This window comes from Exiguobacterium sp. Leaf187 (genome assembly GCF_001423925.1).
Classification (GTDB): domain Bacteria; phylum Bacillota; class Bacilli; order Exiguobacteriales; family Exiguobacteriaceae; genus Exiguobacterium_A; species Exiguobacterium_A indicum.
Map to the genome: position 1 here is coordinate 137905 of NZ_LMPR01000012.1, position 24705 is coordinate 162609.

The window sequence follows — 24705 nt, forward strand, 5'->3', positions numbered from 1 at the left end:
AAACCATTCGTGAACTCCTTACGTTATCTATGTGAAGTCCAAAAAATCAAAGGGGTGTTCATAAGATGAAGATGAAAAAGTCGTATCTCGCTGTTTCGCTTAGTGCCGCATTGTTGATTCCAGCAGCAGGTGTCAGTGCTCACGGTCATGAGGACCATAGTAAGATGTCTCACAGTTCAGGAAAAGTCTCCCTCGATGTCTCATCTCCAGCATCGGATTTACGAGCGACACTCGATCAAATTCTATCTGAACACGCGTATCTCGCAGTCGTTGCGATGCAAAAAGGAATTGATGGTAAAGAAGATTTTGAGCAGGCAGCCGGTGCCTTGAATCAAAACACGGATGATTTAGCGGCAGCTGTTGGTTCCGTCTACGGGGAAGAAGCAGGCGCTGCCTTCAAAGAAATCTGGGCGAGCCATATCGGTTACTTCGTCGATTACGTCAAAGCAACTGGTGCCAAGGACGAAGACGCGAAACAAAAAGCATTGAAAGAGCTTGATGAGTATCGTGTCGAACAGGCTGCGTTCCTCGATAAAGCAACGGAAGGACGTCTGAAGGCAGCGGATCTCGAAGCAGGACTAAAAGTCCATATCACGCAACTGTTAACATCGTTTGATAGCTACGTTGCTGGTGATTATGATGCTGCCTACAGTAATCTACGTAAAGCAATCGAGCATATGTATATGGTGGGAGAAGGGTTATCTGGTGCGATCGTCGATCAGTACCCAGATAAATTCAAAAATACGAAAGTTGATACACCAGCAGCTGATCTTCGTGCCGGACTGAACCGAAACTTCTCTGAACACGCGGCGCTTGCAGTGCTCGCGATGCAAAAAGGAATTGACGGAGCAAAAGACTTTGACGCTGCGGCCGGTGCCTTGAATCAAAATACGGATGACCTGACAGCTTCGATTGGCTCTGTTTATGGTAGTGAAGCAGCGCAACAATTCAAGAAGATTTGGTCGAGCCACATCGGCTACTTCGTTGACTATGTCAAAGCAACAGGTGCGAAAGATGATCAAGCACGCGACATGGCTGTGAAGGAACTTGATGAGTACCGTGTTGAACAGGCAGCATTCCTCGATGCAGCAACAGAAGGACGTTTGAAAGCGAAAGATTTGGAAGAAGGATTAAAGGTTCACATTGACCAACTCTTGCTTGCTTTCAATAGCTATAATGAAAAAGATTACGACAAAACGTACCCAGCGATTCGTGAAGCTTACGCGCATATGTACGGTGTAGGGGAAGGGACTGCGACAGCAATCGTCGATCAGTTCCCAGATAAATTCAAAGGTGCACCATCTGGAATGCCGAACACTGGTCTCGGTGGTATGCAAGAAAAAGCATCGACGACAGGTATCGTCTGGTCACTGCTTGGTATCGCAGCAGCATCGATCCTTGGATTCTTCGCACTCCGTCGTCGCCCGCAACAATAAAGGACGACCCGCTGGTGACAGCGGGTTTTCTTGTACACATCAAGCAGAAAGGAGGTAAACGACATGCGCATCATCCGATTTGCCCTTCTGTTCCTCATTTGTCTGTTGCCCATATCGGTCGAAGCACACACGAGTTTAAAAAGCTCGAATCCGGCAGATGGATCGGCATTATCTGAACCCGTCGATCGGATCCGCTTGACGTTCAGTGAGGCTGTTGAAAAAACGAGCACCTTACGTGTAGTAGACGCGAATGGAGTTGAACAAGCCCTTGCGAAACCACTTATCATCGGAAATGAACTGAGTGCTGTCGTCTCAGAGCCTTTAACGGAAGGAAAATACACGATCAAGTGGGCGTCGATTTCAGATGATGGTCATCCCGTGAAAGGAACGATCCGTTTTACGGTACTGGGTGCGGCAAAAGCTGAAACAAGCACTGTAGAAAAGGCTGAGCCGATGGAAAAAAAAGCAGCAGTCGTTCCTGAAGCAGAGCCTGTTTCAAAAGGACTCGTTCCGACACTGCTCCCATGGATCGTCGGGGGACTGTTAATCAGTATCGTCATCCTTCTCGTGTTACGTCGTCGTTCGACATGAGTGCGTTTCTAGGAGAACTACTCGTCTATATGGGTGGAGCGCTTTGGATGGGCTATTTGGTATTATGCTTCATCCCAACGAAACGAAAACCGCTATTAATGGACGGTACGTCGTGGGCGGTAGCGGGACTCGGGATGCTCGTTCTTGGAACGAGCATCCCGGTCTTTGGTGCCGTTCGTTTTCTACTTTCGACGCAAACGATGACAGAGGCTCTTCGAACAGGATTACTGGAGTTGCATATCGGTCGGATGTTTCTTGTCGTTTACTTCTCTGCTTTACTCCTATTGATCGTATTCACATGGCAAAAGCGACGATCCATCCTGCTCGCACTCTTGACGATCCCGTTATGGATTGGCATCGCAGGAACGAGTCACGCGGCGGCCAAATACGGTGCGCTCGGGTGGACGCTTCAGTTTAGTCACTTCTTATGTGTGACAGCTTGGATCGGTGTCGTGTTTTGGGTAGCCATCGGTGCTCGCTCGACCGTTCATTGGTCTGCCTTTTTAAGTTGGTTCAGTCCGTTTGCCCGGATCGCCTTTACGGGTGTCATCCTGTCAGGGCTGTTACTGATGCAACTGGCGATTCCGCTTGAACGTTATCCGAATCTCTGGGGCGTGCCATACGGTCAAGCGTTGTTGCTGAAGCACCTTTTATTGTTACCGCTTTTGTTCTATGCTTTCTGTAATGGCACGCTTGTTCGGCGTCGGTTGCGTTTTGACTCAACGTACGATCCGCGTCCGTTACTCCGGATGGAGAGTATCATTTTAGTATTGCTGTTCATGGCGAGTGCTTCACTCAGCCGTCTCGAACAACCGACGCTAGGGCAACTACCGACCGGTGATCCAGTGGGGAATGGATGGGTTTTGATGATGGGGATTGCAACCTTACCACTGCTTTTACTAGGATATCGTCGGCATGCAGTGGGTATCTTGCTGAGTTTATTCAGCGTCAGTTTGATTTATCTTGGGTTGCTAGCGACAGGATGAGTATAAAAAACAAGGTAGCGGATCGTTCCGCTACCTTGTTTGACGTGGTCTTATTTCGTTGAAACAGCGCAATTCGTTGCTTTCGCAAGAATCTTCGAATAGGCACGTGCGCCCTTGATATTCAAATGGACACCATCTGCTTCGAAGTAAGATGGATGTTTGACGGCAACAGCATGCCAGTCGATCAGTTCGACTCGCTTCCGTTTCGATGCCTCGCGTAACATCTGATTGACCTCTGCTTCCCACGGACGCGGGACGCGTGCAGTGACCAGATAGACGTGATCGGCATTTGCGAATTGATCGAGCAAACTGTTCAACTGATCCTTTCGGAAGCTACCGTTCGTTCCGAGGTGGAGAATGACTTGGCGTCCATGTCGATTATACGCGGCATACTGCTCACTCAGCGGAATCGCTTCTCGCAGCTGACGACCGAGTTTCGCATCAATCGTCAATTGCTTGAGCGTACTGCCGAGATAATCTTCGACACCGAGTAAGACCGAGTCCCCGATCGCAAGCGTCGGTCGACAGATTTTTCGCTGATCGGGCTTTGCTTTTGGTGTCGTCGGTTTCAGGATCGGCTTCGGTTTTTCTTTTGGCGCCGCTATCTTCTCGAAAGCAGGTTCTGGCTTCGGCGTATCGGAGACAGCAAGAATCGATAAGTTACCGATGAAGCTGACGATGAGAATCGTCAACACGGCAACACTCGTCCACTGCATCGTTGAAAACTGACGTAACTGTCGCGGATGTAACGACAGACGTTCTAAATAACCGGATAGTCCGTGCTGACGAATCGGACGTTCGATAAAGCGATACGATGCTTCAGTTAAGGCGACAAGCACGACGACGATCAACACGGTCCGAAGTAATGAGAACGTGCCGATTTGCTCGACTGGCGTTATCAGTGTGATGACGGGAAAATGCCACAGATATAGACCGTACGATCGTTTACCGATCGCAACAAGTGCTGGATGCGCAAACCATTGACTCCAAATCGACGCCGGATGAGCAATTGTAGCAATCAATAGTGCAGCAAGGACGGCGACAAGGAAAAAGCCACCCCGGTATAAGAAGCTTCCGAACTCACTTGTGACAATCATCAATATAAGCAAGAGTGGCAAAGTAACGGCACCTATTTGATTCAGTAACCGGACACCACGTTTTGGGATATCGAGCTTAAAGCGGGTTGGTTGCCACGCGAAAGCGAGTAGACTCCCAATCAATAGGGCGAATAACCGAGTATCCGTGCCATAGTAGACACGACTTGGATCTTCACCAGGTGTGAACTGAATCGCCATCGCAAGCACGGATGCACCGATCGCAACGCCCATCAATTGCAGGAACAAGCGACGATTTTTCATTCCGAACCAAAGTAAGATCGGGAATAGCAGGTAGAACTGCTCCTCGATTGCGAGTGACCAAAGGTTTTGAATCGGTGATGGCTTACCGAACGACTCGAAATAGGAGACGTCATGGAAGATATACCACCAGTTCGTCCCGTAAATGAGCGCAAAGGCACTATCTTGGCGAACCGTATGCAACAGTTCGCGTTCAAAGATGGTTACGTACCCGAGAACGAGTAACAGCATGACGAATAGGGCCGGGAACAGGCGACGGAAGCGATGAATCCAAAATCGTTTCAAGTCGAGGCGTCCGGTCGTCTGCCACTCGCGTAACAAGAGACCGGTAATCAGATAACCGGATAGGACGAAAAAGAGATCAACACCGAGGAAACCACCGGAGAAGAATGAAACCGACAGATGGTAGAGAATGACAGATAGAACAGCGAAGGCACGTAAGCCATCAAGCCCTGGCATATATGTAATCGAACGAGACGAGGATTTCATAAGACACGAACAACTCCTTTAAAACGACAACTAATTTCTAACAGTCTTTAGTGTATCGAATTCCAATTTCAAAGAAGTGTCTAAGAAGTAACAACCTGACCAAAAAAGCACCCGATGCGCACATCGGATGCAGGCTTATGAAATATGTGGAAAACGACAGGTCACGATGAAGCGGTTGTCTTGTGAAGTCAACGCGACGTTCCCCGCATGACGCGCCATGATTTGCTGAACAATCGACAGACCGATGCCGGAGCCACCAGACGAGCGGGAAGCATCGGACGTCCCGAACGGTGTTAGCCATTCGTTTAGTTCCTCTAGCGTATAAGTCGATTCAATCGCATTTGAACAGATCAGCTGGATACCTTCTGCGTCGTCGTTGATGGTAATCCGAAGATCATTGGTCCCGTGAAGCGTCGCATTGCGAATCAAATTCTCAAGCAAGCGTCGTAAGAGCATCGGATCGGCGAAGAGAGTCGCGTGTGCAGGACCATTGACAGTAGAAGAAGTGCCAGGAAACAGTTCCAGGACTTGTTCCGTCAGTGTGACGAGATCAAGCGATGTCCGTTCGACTGGATAATCGGTGTTCGATAATTTAGCGAGCGTGAACAATTCGTCGATCCGGGAAGCGAGCGTTTCTGACTGTCGGGTGACAATCGCTAGAAGCTCCGTCCGTTCCGTCGCGGATAACGTCTCGTGTTTTTCGGTTAGCCACTGGATGAAGCCTTGGATTGAGGTCAACGGAGTCCGTAGGTCGTGCGACAGACTCGTGATCAATCGCAACTGCTCGACGAACCGCTCCTGGTCGCGTAAGCGTAAGGTGCGGAGTTCCTGTTCGATTCGTTCGATCGATTGGGCGAACAACTTGAATTCCTTCGGTCCTTTGACGGGAGGTAACGGTTCCGTTGGCGCTGGTTCGACCGTCAACCGCTCAAGCCGTCGCTCGAGTTCGCGGAACAAACCAGCGATCCAACGTGTTAAAAGCAGTAAAAAGACGATGAACAAGACGACTTGTAAGATGAAGAAGGCGTTCGAATTACCGACTTGATATTCATTGAGTGTTGGTTTATCGGACTGAACAGTCAAAAAATAGCCAGGCTCACGGGTTCCAAGATTGATCGCTTCGATATGGTGCAATGTCCTAACCTTTCCTGTGTCTGATGGCTCCCGCTCGGTTGGTGTTTGCTCAGCAAGCAGTCGGCTCGGTGTTAAGTCTTTTGGATACTTGTCGGAAGCGCTGACCAGACGACCATTGGCATCGTATACTGCCCACTCATAGGGCCCGGTCGGTATTTGTCCATTTTGATAACGTATAATGTCCTCTTTAACAGCGCTCACCGTGTCTTCTTCCGTCGTGTAGTAGTAACGGGGAACCGTTTTTCCACCAAGCGGCAATTGACTCGCCAGCAACCAGGCAAGTGCCGTACTCAAAAATGCAGCGAGCAGCAACAAGACAAGCATCCAAACAGTTAGTTTGATCCGTCTCATGGCTCAACCTTATAACCAACGCCCCAGACCGTCTGGAGGTGGCGCGGTTCTTTCGGGACATCCTCAATCTTGTCGCGGAGCTTATGGATCAGGACCATGACAGCGTTCGACGCGGAACCAAGTGCTTCCTCCTGCCAAACCCGTTCATACAGGTCGTCAGCCGAGAAGACACGACGGGGGTGACTCAAAAAGAGCGCCAGGCAATCAAATTCACGGCGTGTCAGGGCGAGCGGTACATCGTATTTAAAGATGACGCGTTCGTCTTCTTTGAGTGTGAACGGACCGACCTGAATCGCTGAAGCAGTAGTCGGGACATGATACTGACTGACGCGGCGTAACAGCGCCTTGACGCGGGCGACGACTTCAAGCGGATTGAACGGTTTACCGATGTAATCGTCCGCCCCGAAGGTCAAACCTTGAATCTTATCCATATCTTCGCGTTTCGCCGTCAGCATCAAGACGGGTAACGTGTGACCGGCAGCGCGCGCCGCTTGAACGGTCGAGAAGCCATCGCGAACGGGCATCATCACGTCGAGTAACATCGCATCAACTGGACGCGTTGCAAGAGTCGTTAACGCCTCCTCACCGTTTTCGGCTTCGATGATTTCGTAACCTTCATTTGTTAAATAGAGTCGAAGCAATTGACGGATGTCTGCTTCGTCATCAACGATCAAGAGCGTAGGCATGATTCATTTCCTCCTGTTGCACCCCCTCGAAGACGTAAGCCGGGGGAAGATTGTAGAGCGTGTGCGAATAGCTGTGTTCTTGGAAATAGTCCCGGAACATCTTGAACTGAAACCGGGTGTATTGAAAGGCGATGAAGTGACCGTCTGATCGTAGTAACGTTTGGAATTGTGCCAATAAATCATGCCGTAACGCTGCCGGGAACGACGCAAACGGGAGACCACTGACGATGACGTCGATCTGTCCGCTCCATGAATCGGATAATCCTTGAACGTCACCAATGAAGAGAGTGACATTCGTTTCCTGAGCCAGTAATTGTTCGAGTGCCGGGCGGAACGTTTCGCTCCGTTCACAAATCAAGAGATGTGTCTCCGGTGAACGAGCGGCCAGTAAAGCTTTGGTGATCGCTCCGTCACCCGCTCCGACTTCAAGAATTTGGCGTGGACGATCGGCGACGGCGCGTCGTGCCATCATTTCAGCCAGACGTGGACTGCTCGGTGCGATGGCTCCGACACGGAGTGGTGCGTGAAGTGCTTCTTTTAAGAAATCAAACATGAAAACCCTACTTTCCGTTGAGTATATCATGTAGTATGCACATCGTCCCTTTCGAAAACAGGACGATGTTTCTTAAGTGAATCTTAAACATATCAATGCCTGATTTTCGGCGACATGATGACCGGACAAGCCGGTATACTAAGGACAAAGGAGGGGAAGGCGATGGAACATCACACGTATTATGAAGCGCTCGTTCGCCGGGACGCGACGTACGAAGGAACGTTTTTTGTTGGTGTCAAGACGACCGGCATCTTTTGCCGTCCGACGTGTCCGGCACGAAAACCGAAAGCAGAGAACTGTGAGTTTTTTGAGACGGCGCAAGAGGCATTACTTGCCTCTTATCGACCGTGCCGTCGTTGTCATCCGCTTGCTTATCCCGGCGATCATGGTACGATTCAACGCTTGATCGAAGCGGTCGAGGCAGAACCAGACAAACGATTCAAGGAAGCCGATTTTCGAGCACTTGGTCTCGATGAATCAACGGCACGCCGCCAGTTCAAGAAACGCTTCGGAATGACGTTCGTCGCGTATGCTCGGGCACGACGGATGGGGCTTGCGATGAAGGAGATCCGGACCGGTAAGCCGATCATCGAAGGGCAGTTGGCTGGAGGTTATGAATCGAGTAGTGGTTTTCGTGAGGCGTCAGCACGGATTCTCGGGCAGGCACCGTCGCGCTTTGACGGGCAGGTCTTACGCGCGAAATGGCTTGATACACCACTCGGTTCGATGCTGGCGATTGCCGACGATCAACTCTTACATCTGCTCGAGTTCGTCGACCGACGTGGACTGGAGCGGGAAATCGAACAATTACGTCAAAAAGCCCGCGCTGTCATCGTTCCCGGGGAATCACCGGTCTTTGGACAGATCGAAGCGGAGCTCCGTCGTTACTTCAAAGGAGAGCCGGTATCGTTTCAGACGCCACTGATGCGGTACGGGACACCATTTCAACGCCGCGTCTGGGAAGAACTCGAGCGGATTCCGAGTGGGGAGACGATCTCGTACCAAGAGCTGGCGATCCGGATCGGTCAACCGACTGCTGTTCGTGCCGTCGCACGAGCGAATGGAGCGAACCAACTGGCAATCGTCATTCCGTGCCATCGGGTCATTCGGACGAATGGAGATTTAGGTGGATACGCGGGTGGACTCGCACGCAAGGAAACATTGCTCAAACTGGAGCGCACACAGAGAGGACTGGATGAAGGATGAGTTTGATTAAAGATGTATTTTCACCGAGTTGGCTCGACCGCTTAGGAGCAGCGGTCGATGTACCGGATTTTCGAAGACGAGTCGAGCAGGGAGACTGGGAAGAACTCGCGTTTAAACAACGTGTCCGTCGTGTGGCGGAGACGCTGGAGACGATCTTGCCACCGTTTCCGGACTCGGTGTCGGAGCTAGAGCGACTCGCACCGCAGTTTACTGGGCTACCGGGAATTGTTTTTCCAGAGTATGTCGAACGAACGGCAGACCTTTCTGACTGGACGCTTGCGATAGAGATACTTGCCAAGTTGACGCAACATTCGACGTCGGAGTTCGCCGTTCGGCGTTTTCTACTTGTCGATCAGGAACGATATCTCGACCAGGCACTCAAATGGACAAGATCAGACGATGAACACGTCCGGCGCTTAGCGTCTGAAGGAACACGCCCGCGTCTGCCGTGGGGACAAGCGATTCCGCGTTTGATTGCTGATCCGCGTCCGGCGTTACCGATTCTTGACGCCTTACTACAGGATCCGTCACTTTACGTCCGAAAAAGTGTCGCCAATCACTTGAACGATATTTCAAAGACACATCCGGAATACCTGATCGAGCGAATCGAACGTCACTTAGGAACAGATCCGAATACAGACTGGATTTTACGCCATGCTTCGCGGACGTTACTGAAGCGCGGAAATCCAGAAGTGTTACAGTTGTTCGGACACGTCACGCAAGGTGAGGTCGCGGTGACGGACTTGGTCGTCTCACCAGTGACGATTGGTCAAGAGTTACAGTTTTCGTTTCAAGTAAACAGTTCCGTCGAGCAACGTCTGCGTCTTGAATACGCGATCGATTACGTCAAACAACGCGGAACGAGTCGGAAGGTGTTTCAACTGCGGGAGCGGGAAGTTAAAGGTGCCTTACAAGTTGAACGACGCCAATCGTTTCGGAACATGACGACGCGTGTCCATTACCCTGGTACACATACATTGACGATTTTGATTAACGGAGAGGCTTACGCGACAGCAACGTTTGAGGTCGAGGAGGAGAGCTGAATGCAAGGACGACATCCGGATTTTACGACGTCGCGCCTGTTTGTCGAAGCAACGGATGACGAATCGGGTTGCAAGTGGACGTTGCATGCGTTGCGTGAGAAAACGATTGTCGGGACGATTACCTTCACATGGAATGCATCGACCGGAAACTTACGTTATACGACGACTGATGAGGATGATCAGCACGGATACATTACAGAAGCGTTGACGTCGATTTTGTCGTATCTCGCACGGACGTTATTACTGACGTATGTTTACGGCGAAGCGGGCAATGCGGCGGTCTGGCGTCGGAACGGATTTCAGTTGCAGGCGAATCGATATGAACGCAAACTCTATCATTAAAGCCCCGCCTGCTGAGCAGGACGGGGCTTGTTTGTGATTAGACCGTTGTTTTGGACCAGTTGAAATGATCGCAAATCGTTTCTGCACTTTCACGTGCACTTAATTGTTCCGTATCGAGGAAGAGATAGTTAACGTCTGGTAGTTCGCCTGGCAGCGAGCGTGTTCGGTATCCGTCCGCCGTCTCGCGTAAGTCTTGTTCAGAAGCGGCGAGATCACGCTTCGTTACTTTGTGCGTCAATCGGTTTTCAGTCGTGTTTCGGTGCAGGCGTGTTGCGACCGGCGCATCGAGTTCAACGATATAGACGTCAGCACCCGCTTGTTCGAATAATTCGACTGTCTCTTCAATGAACTCGAGACCACCACCTTCGACGCCGAATAGACAGAGGAATGTAAACAGGACACCTTCGAGCGAACTGTTCGCCATTTCCTTGAACATCTCGCGCCGGATCGTATCCTTTAAGCGGTGATGTGCGGGTTCAGAGAAATCAAAATAAGGCAATAACAGGTCGATCGTCTGGTGGTTATGAAAGACTTTCATCTCCGTCAATCGTTCGATTTCCTGACCGATCGTCATCTTTCCGACCGCTTGGGGACCGAGTAACAAGACAAATTTCATAGACGAACCTCATTTCCTTTTTCTGCTAATAATAGCACATTCCGACGAGTGACATCACTAGAACGTTTGTTCGTAATTTGATATAATTCAAGTATGAAGTCCCGTCGTGTCCTTGTCTGAAGGAGGACAACCATGCAAGAACAATGGAAAGCCGTCATCGGCTATGTAGGTATATATGAAGTCTCATCGCTAGGTCGCGTAAGATCGCTCGACCGAACGATCGTGACGTGTCGCGGTGTCCAGCAACGACGAAAAGGTGTCTTGCTCCGTCCGCGACTCAATCGGGAAGGGTATCGCAAAGTCACGCTTTATCAACGTGGTCGAGGAGAGCGGATGCAAGTCGGATTGCTTGTCGCAAAAGCCTTTCTGACGACAGACGTCACGGAAGCACAACTCGTCCGGCGCAATGGTAAACGGGCTGACGATCAGTTGTCGAACTTAGAAATTCTGGCTTCGATCGATCAGCAGTATAACGAACTACTTGGTGAGTTTGATCTCTTGTTAAATCAACATGTGACGCTATCACCGTTTCAGATTCGAACGATTCGCGTGCAGTACGAAAAAGGGAAGACGATTCGTCAATTGGCAGAGCAGTATCAGGTGACGGAGAACCGGATTCGCAACATCATCGATAAGAAGGAAGCACGTTATATCGGCTGAGTCCAGAATAAAGGAGCGTTTACCAGAGATGGTAAGCGCTCCTTTGATTTAAGACGATTGTTCGCCGGCACGAACGGTCTGTTGCAACGAACTGATGCGTGACTCGAGTACCGCACTATGTGTCTTCAGTTCCGTCTGCTGGTTGACGTGGTGTTGCATCTGTTCCCCGAGGACTTGGCTGTAAGAAGAGAGCTCCGACATCAACTGCTGAACGGACTGCAGATGTTCCTGCATGTTCGACTGAACATCTGCGACGATTTGACGTTGGTGTTCCACGGTACCCAGTGTCGTTTCGATCGTCGTCGCTTCAGTCAGCATCTGTTGCAAGTGTGCCGTTGCCGTCTCGAGCTGTTGCGATGTTGAGAGAAAACGTTCCGTCATCTGCGAGAGGGCTTGTTCGACTTGATTGAGTCCTGTCGTCCAGGTCTGATTGACCTGCCGGATATGATCTGTACTCATTCGGATATCGATTGCGAGTTTTTCGACTTCCTTGGCAACGACGGTGAAGCCACGACCGGCTTCTCCGGCACGGGTTGCCTCAATCAGCGCGTTCAGCGACAAGCGGCGCGTCTCTTCAGCGACACGTTGGATGTGTGAGATTGAGGTCTCCATTTGCTGCTGTAGATGTGAGGTCTGTTGCAAAATCTGCTCTGTCGCCGCGGATTGTTCCTTCAGTAACTGGCTTTCCTCTTGTAAGGTCTCAAGTGTCGTGTGATTCGTCTGAACAGTCTGTTGAAAACGGGTTACGGCATGTTGGCTGTTGAGAAGTGTCGTTTGCATCTCACTTAACGCATCGTGCCCTTGAGCGGTCAAACGTGTCGAGGCGACGATTGTCTGATCCATTTGCGACGATTGCGCAAGTAAAGAACCGGCGACTTCATCGACGGCCTGGACCGATTGATCCATCGCGGATAAGCGTGAGGAAAAGTGGGGCTGGACGGATTCGAGCTCCTGACTCGCTTGTTGCATCTCAGCCGTTAAATCTCCGATCTGTTGCATCAACTGATTGTATTGAAACGTCAGCTGTTGTAACTCAAAGGTCGTCGTCTTGAGTGTTAATGGACGATACGATCGCTTCGCATGCGCTTCTTCAATCTGTAAGGAGAGTTTCGATAACGGGGCGAGTTGTCTTCTAATTCGTGAGCGAATCAAGAGGCTGATACTGACAAGCGTAATCAAACTGACCCAGACAAGTGTCCAAGCTAAATCTTGAGCAGGGGCGATTAATTTATCACGATCGGTCGTTAGTAAAATGACGTCATCGAGTTCCGGAATCGTCATCGCAACAAGAAACTGGTCTTGATTCGAAAAAGCATATGTACGGGCTGTTTCTAAGTGCTGTTGTAGTTGTTTTCGTTTTGCCGGTTCGAGTGTTAGCGGTCGGAACGCCTCACTCGTTTTCAGGCTTTGAAAACGAATCGAATAGTCGTCACGTGATAAGTCGGTTCGCTGTTGCTGTTGCAATCGTTTGATGGCACGCGAGCGGTCTGTGGTGTCATCCGGATACGCAAGAAACGTTGCCCGGACATTCGCGTCGAACATCGTTAACTCACGCATCAGCCGTTCCTCAGTTGCTGCGACGGATTGTTGATACGATGCGTAAACGCTTAGACCGCTGATCACAATCAGTCCGATGGCAACGATCGGAATCAGCCATCCATTTAGTTGTTGTGCTAATAATCGTTTTTTCATAAGCATAAAAAACATCTCCTCCCGTGTACCTATCGGAAGGAGGGGTCGCAACATGTATGAAGGTGTTGTACGGCTTGTGTAAAGGTCTTGTGAATCTAGTTCACGTAAATCGGTAGGACAGTCGCAAGGTGTGTCATAAGTGCTTGTGTCTCTTCTTTTGGTTCGGATGTGACGTAAATGATCAACGCAGCAGCAACGATGACGAAGATAGCGATGACGAGAATAATGAAGAATGGCATCTTACTTTTTCGTTTTTCAGCTTGACGGTCCATGAAAGATTCCCCCTTAATGATGTAGACGATAGACATATTTGTTTGATTCCCTCTCCTCTTGTTTGAAAACCTTGGAAAAAGAGGGGAATGTGTAATTTGGAGGGAATAGAGTAAACATCTGAAATGGAATGAGGAGGATGTCGTCGTGCTTACGTTGCTTAATTCATTGTTGTTGAACTTCTCACTGTTGATTGCGACATTGCTGTTTGCGTTTTTACCGCTAAGACGGATCGAGCGCATCTCGCCTAACTCTTCCTTACAAGTCCGACTCGCGATCGGTTGTATCGCCGGTGTGATTGGTGCCCTGTTGATCTTTAACAGTATTTCCTATGACGTTGCAAAGATTGATTTGCGTCTCGTTGCGCTCGTCACGGCGTACTTTTACGGCGGATTAGTCAGCGGTAGCATCACGATGCTGTTCATCATCGGCGCCCGATTTGCGGTGACACCAGCTGGCGAATACCAAGGACTGATTCTGACAACCTTGATCTGTGTCGCGTTACTCGTGACAGCGACGATTTATCGACGGTTCGCTGCTCAACGGATGAAGGATTATCTCGTGTTGCTTGGAACAGGGATCGCATACAGCTTACCGGCGCTCTATTTATTAACGAACACGTTCGAGCGGTTTTTAGAGATTGCGCTCGTCTATATCATCGTCATCATGATTGGTGGCTACGTCACCTATCGTTTCTTACAGGAATTAAGGAAGCACTTTTTGTTCGTCCACACACAACAGGAACTGGCTTTAACGGATGGGCTGACGCAACTGGGAAACCGCCGGAAGCTAGATGAAACGTTAGCCGAGTACGCTCAGAACGGAACAGTCTTCTCCGTCCTCATTCTCGATCTCGATCATTTTAAATCAATCAATGATACATACGGACACGAAGGGGGTGACGTCGTTTTACGACAACTCAGCCATCTCTTGCAATCGTATTGTCCAGAACAGGGCGTCGTCGGTCGGTACGGTGGTGAAGAGTTTGTCTTACTGTTGCCGGACGTACCACTTCGACAAGCGGAACGACTGGGGGAACGGATTCGATCTGCCTGCGCCGATCAACACTTCGTTTATAAGGAGCACCCCGTTTTTCATGTCACGTTATCGCTAGGTGCCGCTTCATCCGATCAAGCATCGACTGTATTTGAGACCGTCCAGAAAGCCGACTTAGCATTGTATGAAGCCAAACAAACCGGTCGGAATCGCGTCGTCTGTTACCGAGATCCTTTACTGTAAATAAAAATTGCCCCGCTCGACCAACTGGTCAGGCGGGGCAGTTGTGTTTAGCGATGCAGTAACGAAAATACATCATGTCGTTCAAAATCAGCTAAGATATTCGGCGCGATCAACTGACGAATCATTGTTTCGTCCGCCCAGAGATAAGCGTCGTGTTCCGCGGATAACTGAACGTCCGTCTGATGCGTCGAACAGATGTACATCAAGAGAACGATTTGCCGATCGGGATGCGTCAGGAAGCTCGAGGCATAGAGCAGACGCTCCGGGGTAACCGTCAACTGTGTCTCTTCTTTTATCTCGCGAACGAGACTATCGACTGGCAGTTCACGGAAGTCGATCTTGCCACCCGGGCATTCCCACGTCCCACCGCCGAAGTCAGCAGCAGCCCGGCGGACGATCAGGAGACGTTGCTCGTGAATGATGATGCCTTTGACGGCAGGAACGATCGCTGTCATCTGACGGGACTCCGCGACAATACGACGGGATCGGTTCCTTCTGTTTCGACGAGCTGCTGATCGCATAAATAGATCCCGCTTTCGTCAGCAAGTCCGAAAGCACGGTCTGCACTTTCTTCCGTAAACGATTGCACGAGATGGGCAGCTTCGCCCCACGTCTCGTAATGGACACAGACGACCGCGTCGTTCAGTAAGGCAAGACCAGGCAAGCGAAGACGTCGATTGTCGCGTTGGTCGATCTCCGGAATGATACACCGTTCGGGCGAAACGAGGGCACCAGCTGAAAAACCGACGACCGGAACACCATCTGCGAAACGCGACTGAATGATGTCACCGATCGGTGTACCGACCAAGTATTGCTGATACAATTCGGTCTCGCCACCGGAGATGATGATGCCTTGACACTGTTTCAGTTGCGCGAGTTGTCCGTCTGTTGGTGCGTCAGATAGTGGCAGATGGACGAAAGACGAAATGCCATCTTCCTGTAACGGCTTCGTATAGATCGAGGCGTAACGCGTCCAGTCCTTACCGATCCGCGGAATGTATAGAATCGCGACCGGTCCACCGTTCGTTAATGTAGCAAATCGTGTTCGTAAGTTCGGTGTAAAAGGAGGACCGCCTCCAAAGAGGAATAAGTGAGTCGGCATGAGGCATGTCTCCTTTCAAGTTTAATCCAGTGTATAGCGGTTGATCGTCTCGTGCAACTCACGGGAGAGCGTATAAATCTCTTCCGTCAGCGTATGGACGACATCCATTCGTTCGCTGAAAGCGAGTGATTGCTCGGATGCATGTTGGTTGTCTTGAGCGCTGGCGATGATTCCGGCACGCAGCTGTTCGGCTTGTGCGACGAGGTGGGAAGCGGTCGATAAGACATCCCGGTTCGTTTCCGAAAGGGCGGCCATATCAACAGTGACACCTTTTGACTGGGTGACGATCGAATCAAACGATTGCGTCGCTTCCGTGACGCGAACGACACCGTCTTGAACGGCAACGGTTCCGCGTGCCATGGCGTCTTCGAGTTGTTTTGTCTCCAGTTGGATCGAATCGATTGTTTCCTGGACGCGAACCATTGACTGTTTCGATTGGTTGGCAAGATTCTGAATCTCGCGTGCGACGACAACGAATCCTTTGCCTTGTTCCCCGGCACGTGCGGCTTCGATCGAAGCGTTTAATGAGAGAAGATTCGTTTCGTTAGCGATCGATTCGATGATGCTGATGATCTCTAAGATATTCTCGGAAGCGATTTGGACGCGACGTGATTTATCGGCAGCCTCATCAATCGCATTTTGAATCGATTGCATCTGTTCCGTAACGGCATGGAGATCCGAACGTCCGGTCGTTGCAAGATTTTCTGAACGACTAGCGCTATCGACGACGAGAGCCGACGTTTGCGCGTTCTGCTCGATTGTTGCCGTCAAGGATTGTAAGGACGCTGTATGCCCATCAAACGCGCCAGACTGTTGCTGGGCGGTTGCGGCAATTCCAGTCATTGCTGTTGCCATCTCTTTTGTTCCGTGTCCGGTCTCTTCGGCTTCAACGACGAGCTCAGCGAGAGAGTCATCAATCGTCCGTGACATTGCATCGACTCGCTGTACCAAATTGATTAAAGAGAGGCGCATTGTCTCGAATAAACGGGAGAGCTGTCCAATCTCATCACGTGACGTCGCAACGACCGGTTGTGATAAATCGTGTTCGGCAATCGCGCCCGCACTATGCAGTAACGCGCGAATTGGTCGGACGAGCGTGCGTGTGAAGAGGATCGCAGCAAGTGCTACCAAAGCAATTAACGCCACTAACGCAATCAATAGCTTTTGTACGAAATCAGATAAAGAAGCAAACACTTCTTCCGTATGGACTTCTGTGATCAGTCCCCAGTTGAGACCAGCGATTTTTAGTGGTGTGAAGGACGTCACGACTTCATGACCATCGGTGTCCGTTGTTTCTGTCGTTTTCGTCTGACCGGCAACGACTTGTTTGACTGGCGTCGACTGGACCCGTTTTTCGCCGACTTCCGTCTGTTTTGTCGCTCGGAAATCAGAGCGTAAGCGTTGATCGGCACCAACAAGATACGATTCACCGGTTTTGCCGAGTCCAGCCGTTGTTTTCATGATCTGATTGATTCGATCACCGGCGAGCTGAAGCGCAAGAACTCCACGTGGTTTGTTCGTCTTTGGGTCGACATAGGGAATCGCAAAGAAAGCAGCAGGAGCTTTTGACGGTTCGTAGTACGCATAATCAGCAATGACGCCTGTTTGTTTTGTTAAGGCGTCCTGATACGCTTTTCCGAGCCCTGACGATTTGAGATCACCGGTGACGACATTCTGACCGAGATCCGGTTCTTTGAACGCCGTATAGACGACATTTCCGTCCGGATCAATGAAGAAGACATCATAGAAGCCGAACTGCTCGATGTATTGATTGAAGTAGGTATCGAATTTTTTGGCTTCTTGTTGGTAGGCGTCGTTCGCCAGTCCACCGTCCGCAAACTGTTTCGTTAAGGGAGCGAAAGCTTGCTGGACTTGTTCGTTCTCTGCTAATGCTTCGAGGTTCAAAAATTTCTCATCGATATGTTGCGTGACAGTCGCTTTTTTAGCATCACGAATCGCCTCAAGTTTCGCGTAAGCTTCGTCCGTTAAGGCATTCTTCGTTTCAATATACAAAAACGAGCCGATCAAGACGATCGGTACGATTGCAAGACCGAGGAAAGCAAGTAACATTTTCGGATACAGACCCCACTTCATACGCATCCACTCCGTTCGTTTTAGATTACCTTTAGTGTACGAAAGGAACACGAGAAGAGATATTGGATTTCCATATCTTTTAAATGACTTTATTTTCCGTAGAAGCTGTAATACGAGAGTCAACGAGCCGAAAGAAGCGCTGCTTTCTAAACCACAGGGCGTGTTGTTTTACTTCTTGATACAGGACGAACAGAACGAAGGCGATGACAAGACCACGTCCAATCCATGGTAAGACGAGAAGGCCATAGTTCATCGCAGCAAACAGCTGGAGTAAGAAACGACGTTTACTCGGATCTCGCAGATACGTGATCAGCGGGAGTTGCTGATGCGTCTGCTTGAATAATCGCAGATGAAGGAACGGACGCTTTCGATGCGACGGTTTTGGTAAGGCACCGTTCAATTCAAGGACGGTCGTCGATAAACTCGACTGTCGTTTCATCGACAACAGAATGTCCTCCGTTAATCCGTCCTCACGCCGTGACCAGTGCCGGACATGAAGAGATCCGAATAGTAACACACCCAGTGCAACAACGAAGAGGACAGGATGCGGTTGCAGCCAAAGCAGGAGCAACAGAGTGATACGTCCGGTTGCTAGGACGAGGTGACCGCTCCATTTTCGCAAGAACCGTTGTCCGGATAACCGGTACGTCCAGAAGCTAAAGAACGGTTGGAGCAAAGAGAGCGCAAGACTAATCAGCAGTACTGTGATACTAGATTGGTCAAACCGGGTGCTATGTAACGGAAAACAGAGTAGATGTAATCCGGCAGTCAATAGAAAAATCCGCATGAAGTGATACCGAACGGAATACCACTTCATTCGAACGATTGCTCCAGGAACCGGTTTGAAGAAGAGACGATCTGCGGGTTCGAACCAGGCGTAAAAGGCGGGCAGGAATCCATACAGAATCCAACCGAGTAAAATCCAAGCGACCGGAACTGTTTGAACCCAGTCCGCTTGACCGTTTAAAATCTGGATCGTTTCATAGATGATGAACAGACCGACTGGAATGACGAGATAGAGCAAAATCGTCCAATCGAAAATTTCTCGAAAGAAGCGACGCTGTTCCGCATGCCGTCGACGGATCCGTTGCTTCAAAAAGGTTTCAATCATGCTCGAGCACCATCGCTTCCATGATGTCGAACAAGCGGGCACCAGGCTGACCAGAGGCTTCACCGATTTGAGCGAGTGTTCCTTGATGTTTGATGCGCCCCTGATCAATCCAGACGAAGTCGTCACAAAGACGTTCCGCGGAATCAAGGACGTGGGTGACGAGCAGAATCGCCACGCCACGCGTCCGTTCTGCTTCGAGTAAATGTAATAATCGAATCGTCGCGACCGCGTCAAGACCGACGAACGGTTCATCGATGATCAGGCAGTCTGCGCGTTGCATCAAGGCACAGACGAGCATTACTTTCTGTTTCATTCCTTTAGAGAAAGAAGAGACATAGTCACTTGTGACAGCATGCAGTTCGAACGTCTTTAAGAGTCGTTCCGTATAGGCATGATCCGTCTCGTGGAGCGAGGCGACCAACTCAAGGTGCTCGGCGAGTGTCAAATATTCGTAATAGGTCGGCAGCTCCGGAATATAGGCGAGTGAGACCGGTAAATCGATCTCTCCTTCGACCCAAGGCAGCGTACCGAACATCGCTTGAATCGTCGTACTTTTTCCTGCACCGTTTGTACCAATCAAACCGGTGATGGATCCAGGCTGTAAAGCAAACGCAATCTCTTGTAAGACGGGCTGACCTACGTCATAACCGGCTTGTTGAATGGATACATGCATGTGAAACATCTCCTTTCACTACATTTACTGATAGAAGGAGAAAAATGTTTCACAGCAACAGAAATCAGCAGAACCATAGTAAAAAATGAAACAGGTTAAAAATAATAAATGGAGTATACTGGGAACATCAAATTTAGGGGATGATTATGATGGAGACAGTAAAACGGATCTATTACCGCGAGTCCGGAAGGGGAATAGGACAGACGTTTTGGTGGAACCGTGCAAGTCAAACAATTCGAGCAGAAGATGAAGAAAATCGATTGACGGCATCCGGAGAACGTATACTGACACAAGACGATCTAGCGTTCATGGATATGTGGATGAAGAAGTATGATCTAGTAGCGTGGGAGACGTATCCTGAGTCAGTGCATGAGATGCTAGACGGGACGGATTGGACGCTTGAAGTAACGACGAATAAACAAATCATCTGTATCAGTAAGTCAAATGTCTATCCACCTGGATGGAGAAACATCCGTGACGCGTTGTATCGTTTTTTCACATCACAAGCGAGTCAGGAGGGGCAGCGATGAAACGAACATGGTTGTATGTGATTCCCTTTGCTTGGTTTGGACCCTATTTTGATTGGAAAGAAGGTTCACTTCTAGGCTATGCCTTATTTTTGTTTGGACTCGGTGCTCTATCGTATTCACTTGCGCGGAGTGGGAAACCGAAATATATCGTCATCGGCAATCTAGTTTCGTTTGCGATTTCATACGGGATCGCGCTCAGCGTAGGGAGAGGATATGGCGAAGGGTACTTCAATCCATTGACGGTCAGTCAACTAGTGATCGGAGTAAGTATCTTGAATCTGGTTGTACAAATACCAATCGTGATGCATGCGATTCAACGACGAGCAAAACAAAGTAAAAGCGCTCCTTAAAACTAGGAGCGCTTACTCATTAATTTTTACCTTTAAAGACGACTTCGTTATCGTTCCATGAGAAAGAAGGTTTGTAGATAAGTTCGAGGGACTGACCTTTTGGTGCATCGTAAAAGAGTTTACCTTTTAACGTCTTACCTTTGTTTAAATCACCACTGATTGCCATGTCATCTCCGAAATAAGAATCGACTTGTTCATCATTAATATAGAGGTTGAATTCCGTATCATCGATGAAAGCAGAATCATCGCCTTTATTGATTGCTGTTACATCAAATACAACGACATTTCCATTTTTTGATTCGCTGTATTGAGCAGGAGACTGGTTTTGAGCTTTTGAAATCGTGAGCTGTACATCACCGACTTTGATCGTATCGCCGAATGCAAAATGCTTAGGTGTATTTTTTTGTTTATCGCCTTTAGCCTGTTTTGAATCGACTGCAGTGACTTCTCCTCCTTTTTTGAGCTCTTTGTCTACTTCGTTTGCGAAGAATGATGTACATGCGACCATTGCAACGATAAGAATGACGATTGCGATGATCAAACCAAGTACCAATTTAAGAAGCTTTTTCATACTGATAAACCGATCCCTTCGAATTCAATAAGAATTGCTATGTATTTCCTACACTTATTAAAATGGAAAAAATGCTATACTTTTTAATAAATAACAAATTTTAATATAAAATAAGTAAGAATTAATAGTAATCTATCATAAAACCCAAATTAATACCATAATTTATTTATATTAAAATAATTTTGAAATTTCTATTTTTTAGGTTTTGAATAGAGAAGACACTACAAGGATTTACAAATAAAAACACCACGCAAAATGCGTGATGTGTGATTAGAGGAGTCCTAAAATCTCGACTTCGACCAAGGCACCTTTTGGTAGTTCCTTCACAGCGATACAAGACCGAGCTGGGAAGTGATCGTGCGGTGCGAAGTAATCGGAGTAGATCGTATTAAAAGAAGCGAAGTGTTCCATGCTCGTTAAGTAGCATGTCGTCTTGACGACGCGGTCGGGTGTCAGTCCTGCCTCTTTCAGGATGGCATCGACGTTTCGCATGACTTGTTCCGTCTGCTCCGTGATTCCGCCTGGAACAAGTTCGCCTGTTGCCGGGTCGATCGGGATTTGCCCGGAAGCATAGAGTGTTCCGTTTGCGATAAAGCCTTGCGAGTAAGGACCAATCGCAGCAGGGGCGTTCGTTGTGTCGATCTGTTTGAATGTAGACATGAAAAGAACCTCCTCTTATAAAATACATATGTACGACACCGAGTGATTCGACTCGGATATCCCTCAACCCTTCAAAGGAGTGAATTGATATGCCACTTTATCATAAATTAGTTCGAGACACGATTCCAAACATCATCGACCAAAACGGGAAAAAAGCGACGTTCCGCACGTTGGACGAAAATGAATTCCTAGTGGAAGCGAAAAAGAAATTACATGAAGAACTGGCTGAATACGAGGAAGCGACGACGGACACAGACGCTGTCGAGGAGTTAGCTGATTTACTGGAGCTCATCCAAGCGTTAGCGAAGATACATGGCGTGACAGTCGAGGAACTGGAAGCCGTCCGAGCGAAGAAACAGCAACAACGCGGTGGATTTGAAGAACGCCTCTACCTGATCGAGGTCGAGGATTGATCCCGGAAGCGAAGCTGACGACGCATCACTTATATGACTCACTTATCGAAGCCATTGATCAGGCAGAGGAAGTCTATATCGTCGCAGCGTTTGCTCAGAAGTCAGGCGTCGCTTTACTCGTCCCGGCGTTTCGTCGTGCGTTGCAACGAGGAGCCGAGATTCGTCTGTTGATTGGCGACTATCTACATATCACTGACCCAGAAGCATTGGCACAGTTGCTTGCGCTTGATGGGTTGTCAGTTCGCTTTTATCGGTCTGGTGGACGCTCTTTCCATCCGAAAGCGTATCTGTTTCGAAACGCAGAGACTGGCTTATCAATCGTCGGTTCGTCGAACATCTCGAACAGTGCACTTCGGTCTGGAATCGAATGGAACGTCCATCTACCACAAGCTGTCGCTCCACAGATCCTTGATGATGCGATTGATGCCTTCATGGATCTTTACCTCAGCGAATCGGCAGAAGAACTGAATCCGGTTGTCTTAGATGCTTATCGTCAAGAGTACGCGGCACGTCAGTATGTCGCGGAACCAGAAGTCGAGTATGACGAAGGAACGGTCGTCGTTGCGCCAGAAATCCTGCCGCACCGGGTGCAGGAAGAAGCGCTCCAAGCGTTACGGGAAACGATGGAAGAAGGACGGACACGGGCGTTGGCAGTGCTTGCGACTGGACTAGGGAAGACCTACCTGAGTGCGTTCTTTGCGGGAGACTTTACACGAGTCCTGTTCCTGGCACATCAAAAAGAACTATTACTGCAAGCAGAGCGTTCGTTTCAAAAAGTCAATCCGGCGTGGCAGACTGGTTTCTACATCGGCAGTGACCGGACCGTCACAGAGACGACGGAGATCGTCTTCGCTTCCGTCCAGACGTTGGCGCAAAAGCGTCATTTGAACCGTTTTTCAACTGACCAGTTTGATCTCATCATCGTCGACGAGTTCCATCACGCGGCAGCGACGAGTTATCGGAAGATCATCAATCATTTCACGCCCCGTTTCCTGCTCGGTCTGACGGCGACACCAGACCGGATGGATGGAGCCGATGTCTATGCGATCTGTCACCATAACGTTGCTTTCCAGATGCACTTCACGGCAGCGATTGCTGAAGGATTTTTGACGCCGTTTCATTATTACGGTATTCATGACACGATCGACTATTCCCAGATTCGAAGAATTGGTCGAACGTATGATGCGTCGCAGCTCGAGCATCGGCAACTCGATCGTGAAGTCGCGGATAATATCTATCATTCATGGGAGAAACATCATCAAACGAAGACAATTGGCTTTTGTTCGTCGATTAAGCAGGCGGAATATCTAGCGCAAGTATTTCGAGATAAAGGAACGAAGGCATTTGCACTGACAGGACAGACGACAAATCGCGCGCAATATATGCAAGCATTCGAGCAAGGCGAGATTGAAGTTCTTTTTACGATCGATTTATTCAACGAAGGTGTCGATATTCCGAAAGTGGATACACTGCTGTTCTGTCGTCCGACGGAATCTGTCGCCATTTATACGCAGCAAATCGGACGCGGACTACGCTTAGCGCAAGACAAATCGCATTGCGTCATCATTGACTTAATTGGGAATTACCGTAACGTCGAAACGAAACTGAAACTACTTGGAACAATGAAAGAATCGTTCAAGCGAGGGCAGACAGAACCGATTACGCCACCACCCGGCTGTGTGATTGAGTTCGATACGCGGGCACTGGAATTGATTCATCGACTCAGGCAACCAAGTCAGCGGAAGTTACGATTGATTGAGCAATACGAGCGAATCAAATACGAACTTGGTCATCGACCATCCTATGTTGAAATCGGAGAATATGCGGCAGTTCCACAAGGCTATAAACAAGATTGGGGTTCTTACGTTGGGTTCTTGAAGGAGCATCAGGAACTATCGGACGAAGAGGTCGAAGCGTACGACGCAAATCGTGAATTGATTGAACAAGTCGAAAAGACGATCATGAATCGGAGTTATAAGATGGTCGTTCTGTTAGCAATGCTTGAGCGGGGAGAAGAACGATGGATGGAGCCAATTACGGTTGGAGAAGTCGCGCCGTTCTTTTATGAGTATTTGCATGCGGAAAAGTATCGGGAGTTGAAGGATACGCAAACGGCGGAGTTAAAAGGACTATTTGACACAGTAAAAGTAGAAAGTTTATTGAAAAAGATGCCGTTTCCGAGAATGGGCGGAATATTAACATTCTCTGGTGAGTTTTTGTTAATGAGATTAAATATAAAAAGTAGAGAACTTTATAGAATCATAAAAGATATCGTCAATTACAGAATTAACGAATACTTTCGATCTAAAAGCTAATCCTTAATCAATTTTATAAACCGATAGAATGATTTATAAGAGAACTGTGCAGGGTTATAAAGAGATAGAAAGATAGATAAACAAACTCTTACAAGATTATAAACCGATAGAATGATTTATAAGAGAACTGTACAGGATTATAAAGAGGTAGAAAGATAGATAAACAAACTCTTGCGAAATTATAAACCGATAGAATGATTTATAAGAGAACTGTGCAGGATTATAAAGAGGTAGAAA

General features: G+C 48.8%; 26 protein-coding genes. 12 read left to right on the forward strand and 14 right to left on the reverse strand.

Going from position 1 to position 24705, the window contains the following annotated elements:
- Window positions 1–65: 65 nt before the first annotated feature.
- The 3 genes from ASF99_RS16000 to ASF99_RS16010 all read left to right on the forward strand — a co-directional run bounded on the left by ASF99_RS16000 (window position 66) and on the right by ASF99_RS16010 (window position 3013).
- Window positions 66–1436 carry a hypothetical protein gene (locus ASF99_RS16000; protein WP_055969967.1) on the forward strand — a complete coding sequence of 457 codons (1371 nt, stop codon included), beginning with the start codon at window positions 66–68 and terminating at the stop codon, window positions 1434–1436.
- A 63-nt stretch (window positions 1437–1499) separates the two neighbouring features.
- Window positions 1500–2027, forward strand: a complete 528-nt coding sequence (locus tag ASF99_RS16005; RefSeq protein WP_023466847.1) for a copper resistance CopC family protein — start codon at window positions 1500–1502, stop codon at window positions 2025–2027.
- Entirely contained in the window at window positions 2024–3013 is a 990-nt protein-coding gene (locus ASF99_RS16010) for a copper resistance D family protein (RefSeq protein WP_160315914.1), read from the forward strand. The genes ASF99_RS16005 and ASF99_RS16010 overlap by 4 nt, the downstream gene beginning before the upstream one ends.
- A gap of 50 nt (window positions 3014–3063) precedes the next feature.
- Here the strand turns inward: ASF99_RS16010 and ASF99_RS16015 are convergent, their stop codons facing one another.
- The 4 genes from ASF99_RS16015 to ASF99_RS16030 form a co-directional block, all read right to left on the reverse strand.
- On the reverse strand, window positions 3064–4857 hold the full coding sequence (locus tag ASF99_RS16015) for an acyltransferase family protein (protein ID WP_053452470.1): 1794 nt from the start codon (window positions 4855–4857) through the stop codon (window positions 3064–3066).
- A gap of 135 nt (window positions 4858–4992) precedes the next feature.
- Window positions 4993–6342 carry a sensor histidine kinase gene (locus tag ASF99_RS16020; protein ID WP_053452471.1) on the reverse strand — a complete coding sequence of 450 codons (1350 nt, stop codon included), beginning with the start codon at window positions 6340–6342 and terminating at the stop codon, window positions 4993–4995.
- Window positions 6339–7028, reverse strand: a complete 690-nt coding sequence (locus tag ASF99_RS16025) for a response regulator transcription factor (RefSeq protein WP_053452472.1) — start codon at window positions 7026–7028, stop codon at window positions 6339–6341. Before ASF99_RS16025 ends, ASF99_RS16020 begins: the two co-directional genes overlap by 4 nt.
- A complete protein-coding gene (locus ASF99_RS16030) occupies window positions 7006–7581 on the reverse strand; it encodes a class I SAM-dependent methyltransferase (protein ID WP_053452473.1) in 576 nt (191 codons plus the stop codon). Before ASF99_RS16030 ends, ASF99_RS16025 begins: the two co-directional genes overlap by 23 nt.
- A gap of 162 nt (window positions 7582–7743) precedes the next feature.
- On the opposite strand from ASF99_RS16030, the gene ASF99_RS16035 reads away from it, so the two are divergent.
- The 3 genes from ASF99_RS16035 to ASF99_RS16045 are packed head-to-tail and all read left to right on the forward strand — an operon-like array spanning window position 7744 to window position 10172.
- On the forward strand, window positions 7744–8787 hold the full coding sequence (locus ASF99_RS16035) for a bifunctional transcriptional activator/DNA repair enzyme AdaA (protein ID WP_087681842.1): 1044 nt from the start codon (window positions 7744–7746) through the stop codon (window positions 8785–8787).
- The gene (locus ASF99_RS16040) at window positions 8784–9830 is read left to right on the forward strand and encodes a DNA alkylation repair protein (protein ID WP_055969970.1); all 1047 of its coding nucleotides are present in this window, start codon (window positions 8784–8786) and stop codon (window positions 9828–9830) included. Before ASF99_RS16035 ends, ASF99_RS16040 begins: the two co-directional genes overlap by 4 nt.
- A complete protein-coding gene (locus ASF99_RS16045) occupies window positions 9831–10172 on the forward strand; it encodes a GNAT family N-acetyltransferase (protein WP_055969973.1) in 342 nt (113 codons plus the stop codon).
- A gap of 37 nt (window positions 10173–10209) precedes the next feature.
- On the opposite strand, the gene ASF99_RS16050 is transcribed toward ASF99_RS16045, so the two are convergent.
- Window positions 10210–10788: an AAA family ATPase gene (locus ASF99_RS16050; protein ID WP_035399136.1), complete on the reverse strand. Its 579-nt coding sequence runs from the start codon at window positions 10786–10788 to the stop codon at window positions 10210–10212.
- A gap of 132 nt (window positions 10789–10920) precedes the next feature.
- Between ASF99_RS16050 and ASF99_RS16055 the strand changes: the two genes are divergently transcribed.
- Window positions 10921–11448: an NUMOD4 domain-containing protein gene (locus tag ASF99_RS16055; protein WP_055969976.1), complete on the forward strand. Its 528-nt coding sequence runs from the start codon at window positions 10921–10923 to the stop codon at window positions 11446–11448.
- A 48-nt stretch (window positions 11449–11496) separates the two neighbouring features.
- On the opposite strand, the gene ASF99_RS16060 is transcribed toward ASF99_RS16055, so the two are convergent.
- On the reverse strand, window positions 11497–13146 hold the full coding sequence (locus ASF99_RS16060; protein WP_055969979.1) for a methyl-accepting chemotaxis protein: 1650 nt from the start codon (window positions 13144–13146) through the stop codon (window positions 11497–11499).
- An 89-nt stretch (window positions 13147–13235) separates the two neighbouring features.
- Window positions 13236–13412 carry a hypothetical protein gene (locus ASF99_RS17495; RefSeq protein WP_023466867.1) on the reverse strand — a complete coding sequence of 59 codons (177 nt, stop codon included), beginning with the start codon at window positions 13410–13412 and terminating at the stop codon, window positions 13236–13238.
- Window positions 13413–13557: 145 nt separating this feature from the next.
- Between ASF99_RS17495 and ASF99_RS16065 the strand changes: the two genes are divergently transcribed.
- Window positions 13558–14649 (forward strand): GGDEF domain-containing protein, encoded by a 1092-nt coding sequence (locus ASF99_RS16065; RefSeq protein ID WP_035399134.1) that lies wholly within the window; start codon window positions 13558–13560, stop codon window positions 14647–14649.
- A gap of 47 nt (window positions 14650–14696) precedes the next feature.
- Here the strand turns inward: ASF99_RS16065 and ASF99_RS16070 are convergent, their stop codons facing one another.
- The 5 genes from ASF99_RS16070 to ASF99_RS16090 form a co-directional block, all read right to left on the reverse strand.
- On the reverse strand, window positions 14697–15104 hold the full coding sequence (locus ASF99_RS16070) for an NUDIX hydrolase (RefSeq protein WP_055969982.1): 408 nt from the start codon (window positions 15102–15104) through the stop codon (window positions 14697–14699).
- Window positions 15101–15751, reverse strand: a complete 651-nt coding sequence (locus ASF99_RS16075; RefSeq protein ID WP_055969986.1) for a Type 1 glutamine amidotransferase-like domain-containing protein — start codon at window positions 15749–15751, stop codon at window positions 15101–15103. The genes ASF99_RS16070 and ASF99_RS16075 overlap by 4 nt, the downstream gene beginning before the upstream one ends.
- A gap of 21 nt (window positions 15752–15772) precedes the next feature.
- Entirely contained in the window at window positions 15773–17845 is a 2073-nt protein-coding gene (locus ASF99_RS16080) for a methyl-accepting chemotaxis protein (protein WP_055969988.1), read from the reverse strand.
- A gap of 79 nt (window positions 17846–17924) precedes the next feature.
- Window positions 17925–18956, reverse strand: coding sequence for an ABC transporter permease (locus tag ASF99_RS16085; RefSeq protein WP_055969991.1), 1032 nt, complete (start codon window positions 18954–18956; stop codon window positions 17925–17927).
- Window positions 18949–19629 (reverse strand): ABC transporter ATP-binding protein, encoded by a 681-nt coding sequence (locus ASF99_RS16090; protein ID WP_053452483.1) that lies wholly within the window; start codon window positions 19627–19629, stop codon window positions 18949–18951. The genes ASF99_RS16085 and ASF99_RS16090 overlap by 8 nt, the downstream gene beginning before the upstream one ends.
- A 149-nt stretch (window positions 19630–19778) precedes the next feature.
- On the opposite strand from ASF99_RS16090, the gene ASF99_RS16095 reads away from it, so the two are divergent.
- The gene (locus ASF99_RS16095; protein WP_053452484.1) at window positions 19779–20159 is read left to right on the forward strand and encodes a hypothetical protein; all 381 of its coding nucleotides are present in this window, start codon (window positions 19779–19781) and stop codon (window positions 20157–20159) included.
- Entirely contained in the window at window positions 20156–20509 is a 354-nt protein-coding gene (locus ASF99_RS16100) for a hypothetical protein (RefSeq protein ID WP_053452485.1), read from the forward strand. Before ASF99_RS16095 ends, ASF99_RS16100 begins: the two co-directional genes overlap by 4 nt.
- A 19-nt stretch (window positions 20510–20528) precedes the next feature.
- Here ASF99_RS16100 and ASF99_RS16105 read toward each other — a convergent pair whose 3' ends face one another.
- Window positions 20529–21080: a DUF4352 domain-containing protein gene (locus ASF99_RS16105; protein ID WP_053452486.1), complete on the reverse strand. Its 552-nt coding sequence runs from the start codon at window positions 21078–21080 to the stop codon at window positions 20529–20531.
- 270 nt (window positions 21081–21350) lie between these two features.
- The gene (locus ASF99_RS16110; RefSeq protein WP_053452487.1) at window positions 21351–21740 is read right to left on the reverse strand and encodes a RidA family protein; all 390 of its coding nucleotides are present in this window, start codon (window positions 21738–21740) and stop codon (window positions 21351–21353) included.
- An 89-nt stretch (window positions 21741–21829) separates the two neighbouring features.
- Here ASF99_RS16110 and ASF99_RS16115 point away from each other — a divergent pair, with 89 nt between their 5' ends.
- Window positions 21830–22153: a nucleoside triphosphate pyrophosphohydrolase gene (locus tag ASF99_RS16115; protein ID WP_053452488.1), complete on the forward strand. Its 324-nt coding sequence runs from the start codon at window positions 21830–21832 to the stop codon at window positions 22151–22153.
- Complete coding sequence (locus ASF99_RS16120; RefSeq protein ID WP_055969994.1) at window positions 22150–24468, forward strand: DEAD/DEAH box helicase family protein; 2319 nt, start codon at window positions 22150–22152, stop codon at window positions 24466–24468. Before ASF99_RS16115 ends, ASF99_RS16120 begins: the two co-directional genes overlap by 4 nt.
- The last annotated feature ends 237 nt before the right edge of the window (window positions 24469–24705 follow it).

Excerpts from the sequence above, each read along its gene's own strand:
- ASF99_RS16000 (WP_055969967.1), top strand. The coding sequence starts at position 66 with ATGAAGATGAAAAAGTCGTATCTCGCTGTTTCGCTTAGTGCCGCATTG.
- ASF99_RS16005 (WP_023466847.1), top strand. The coding sequence starts at position 1,500 with ATGCGCATCATCCGATTTGCCCTTCTGTTCCTCATTTGTCTGTTGCCC.
- ASF99_RS16010 (WP_160315914.1), top strand. The coding sequence starts at position 2,024 with ATGAGTGCGTTTCTAGGAGAACTACTCGTCTATATGGGTGGAGCGCTT.
- ASF99_RS16015 (WP_053452470.1), bottom strand. The coding sequence starts at position 4,857 with ATGAAATCCTCGTCTCGTTCGATTACATATATGCCAGGGCTTGATGGC.
- ASF99_RS16020 (WP_053452471.1), bottom strand. The coding sequence starts at position 6,342 with ATGAGACGGATCAAACTAACTGTTTGGATGCTTGTCTTGTTGCTGCTC.
- ASF99_RS16025 (WP_053452472.1), bottom strand. The coding sequence starts at position 7,028 with ATGCCTACGCTCTTGATCGTTGATGACGAAGCAGACATCCGTCAATTG.
- ASF99_RS16030 (WP_053452473.1), bottom strand. The coding sequence starts at position 7,581 with ATGTTTGATTTCTTAAAAGAAGCACTTCACGCACCACTCCGTGTCGGA.
- ASF99_RS16035 (WP_087681842.1), top strand. The coding sequence starts at position 7,744 with ATGGAACATCACACGTATTATGAAGCGCTCGTTCGCCGGGACGCGACG.
- ASF99_RS16040 (WP_055969970.1), top strand. The coding sequence starts at position 8,784 with ATGAGTTTGATTAAAGATGTATTTTCACCGAGTTGGCTCGACCGCTTA.
- ASF99_RS16045 (WP_055969973.1), top strand. The coding sequence starts at position 9,831 with ATGCAAGGACGACATCCGGATTTTACGACGTCGCGCCTGTTTGTCGAA.
- ASF99_RS16050 (WP_035399136.1), bottom strand. The coding sequence starts at position 10,788 with ATGAAATTTGTCTTGTTACTCGGTCCCCAAGCGGTCGGAAAGATGACG.
- ASF99_RS16055 (WP_055969976.1), top strand. The coding sequence starts at position 10,921 with ATGCAAGAACAATGGAAAGCCGTCATCGGCTATGTAGGTATATATGAA.
- ASF99_RS16060 (WP_055969979.1), bottom strand. The coding sequence starts at position 13,146 with ATGCTTATGAAAAAACGATTATTAGCACAACAACTAAATGGATGGCTG.
- ASF99_RS17495 (WP_023466867.1), bottom strand. The coding sequence starts at position 13,412 with ATGGACCGTCAAGCTGAAAAACGAAAAAGTAAGATGCCATTCTTCATT.
- ASF99_RS16070 (WP_055969982.1), bottom strand. The coding sequence starts at position 15,104 with ATGACAGCGATCGTTCCTGCCGTCAAAGGCATCATCATTCACGAGCAA.
- ASF99_RS16075 (WP_055969986.1), bottom strand. The coding sequence starts at position 15,751 with ATGCCGACTCACTTATTCCTCTTTGGAGGCGGTCCTCCTTTTACACCG.
- ASF99_RS16080 (WP_055969988.1), bottom strand. The coding sequence starts at position 17,845 with ATGAAGTGGGGTCTGTATCCGAAAATGTTACTTGCTTTCCTCGGTCTT.
- ASF99_RS16085 (WP_055969991.1), bottom strand. The coding sequence starts at position 18,956 with ATGATTGAAACCTTTTTGAAGCAACGGATCCGTCGACGGCATGCGGAA.
- ASF99_RS16090 (WP_053452483.1), bottom strand. The coding sequence starts at position 19,629 with ATGCATGTATCCATTCAACAAGCCGGTTATGACGTAGGTCAGCCCGTC.
- ASF99_RS16095 (WP_053452484.1), top strand. The coding sequence starts at position 19,779 with ATGGAGACAGTAAAACGGATCTATTACCGCGAGTCCGGAAGGGGAATA.
- ASF99_RS16100 (WP_053452485.1), top strand. The coding sequence starts at position 20,156 with ATGAAACGAACATGGTTGTATGTGATTCCCTTTGCTTGGTTTGGACCC.
- ASF99_RS16105 (WP_053452486.1), bottom strand. The coding sequence starts at position 21,080 with ATGAAAAAGCTTCTTAAATTGGTACTTGGTTTGATCATCGCAATCGTC.
- ASF99_RS16110 (WP_053452487.1), bottom strand. The coding sequence starts at position 21,740 with ATGTCTACATTCAAACAGATCGACACAACGAACGCCCCTGCTGCGATT.
- ASF99_RS16115 (WP_053452488.1), top strand. The coding sequence starts at position 21,830 with ATGCCACTTTATCATAAATTAGTTCGAGACACGATTCCAAACATCATC.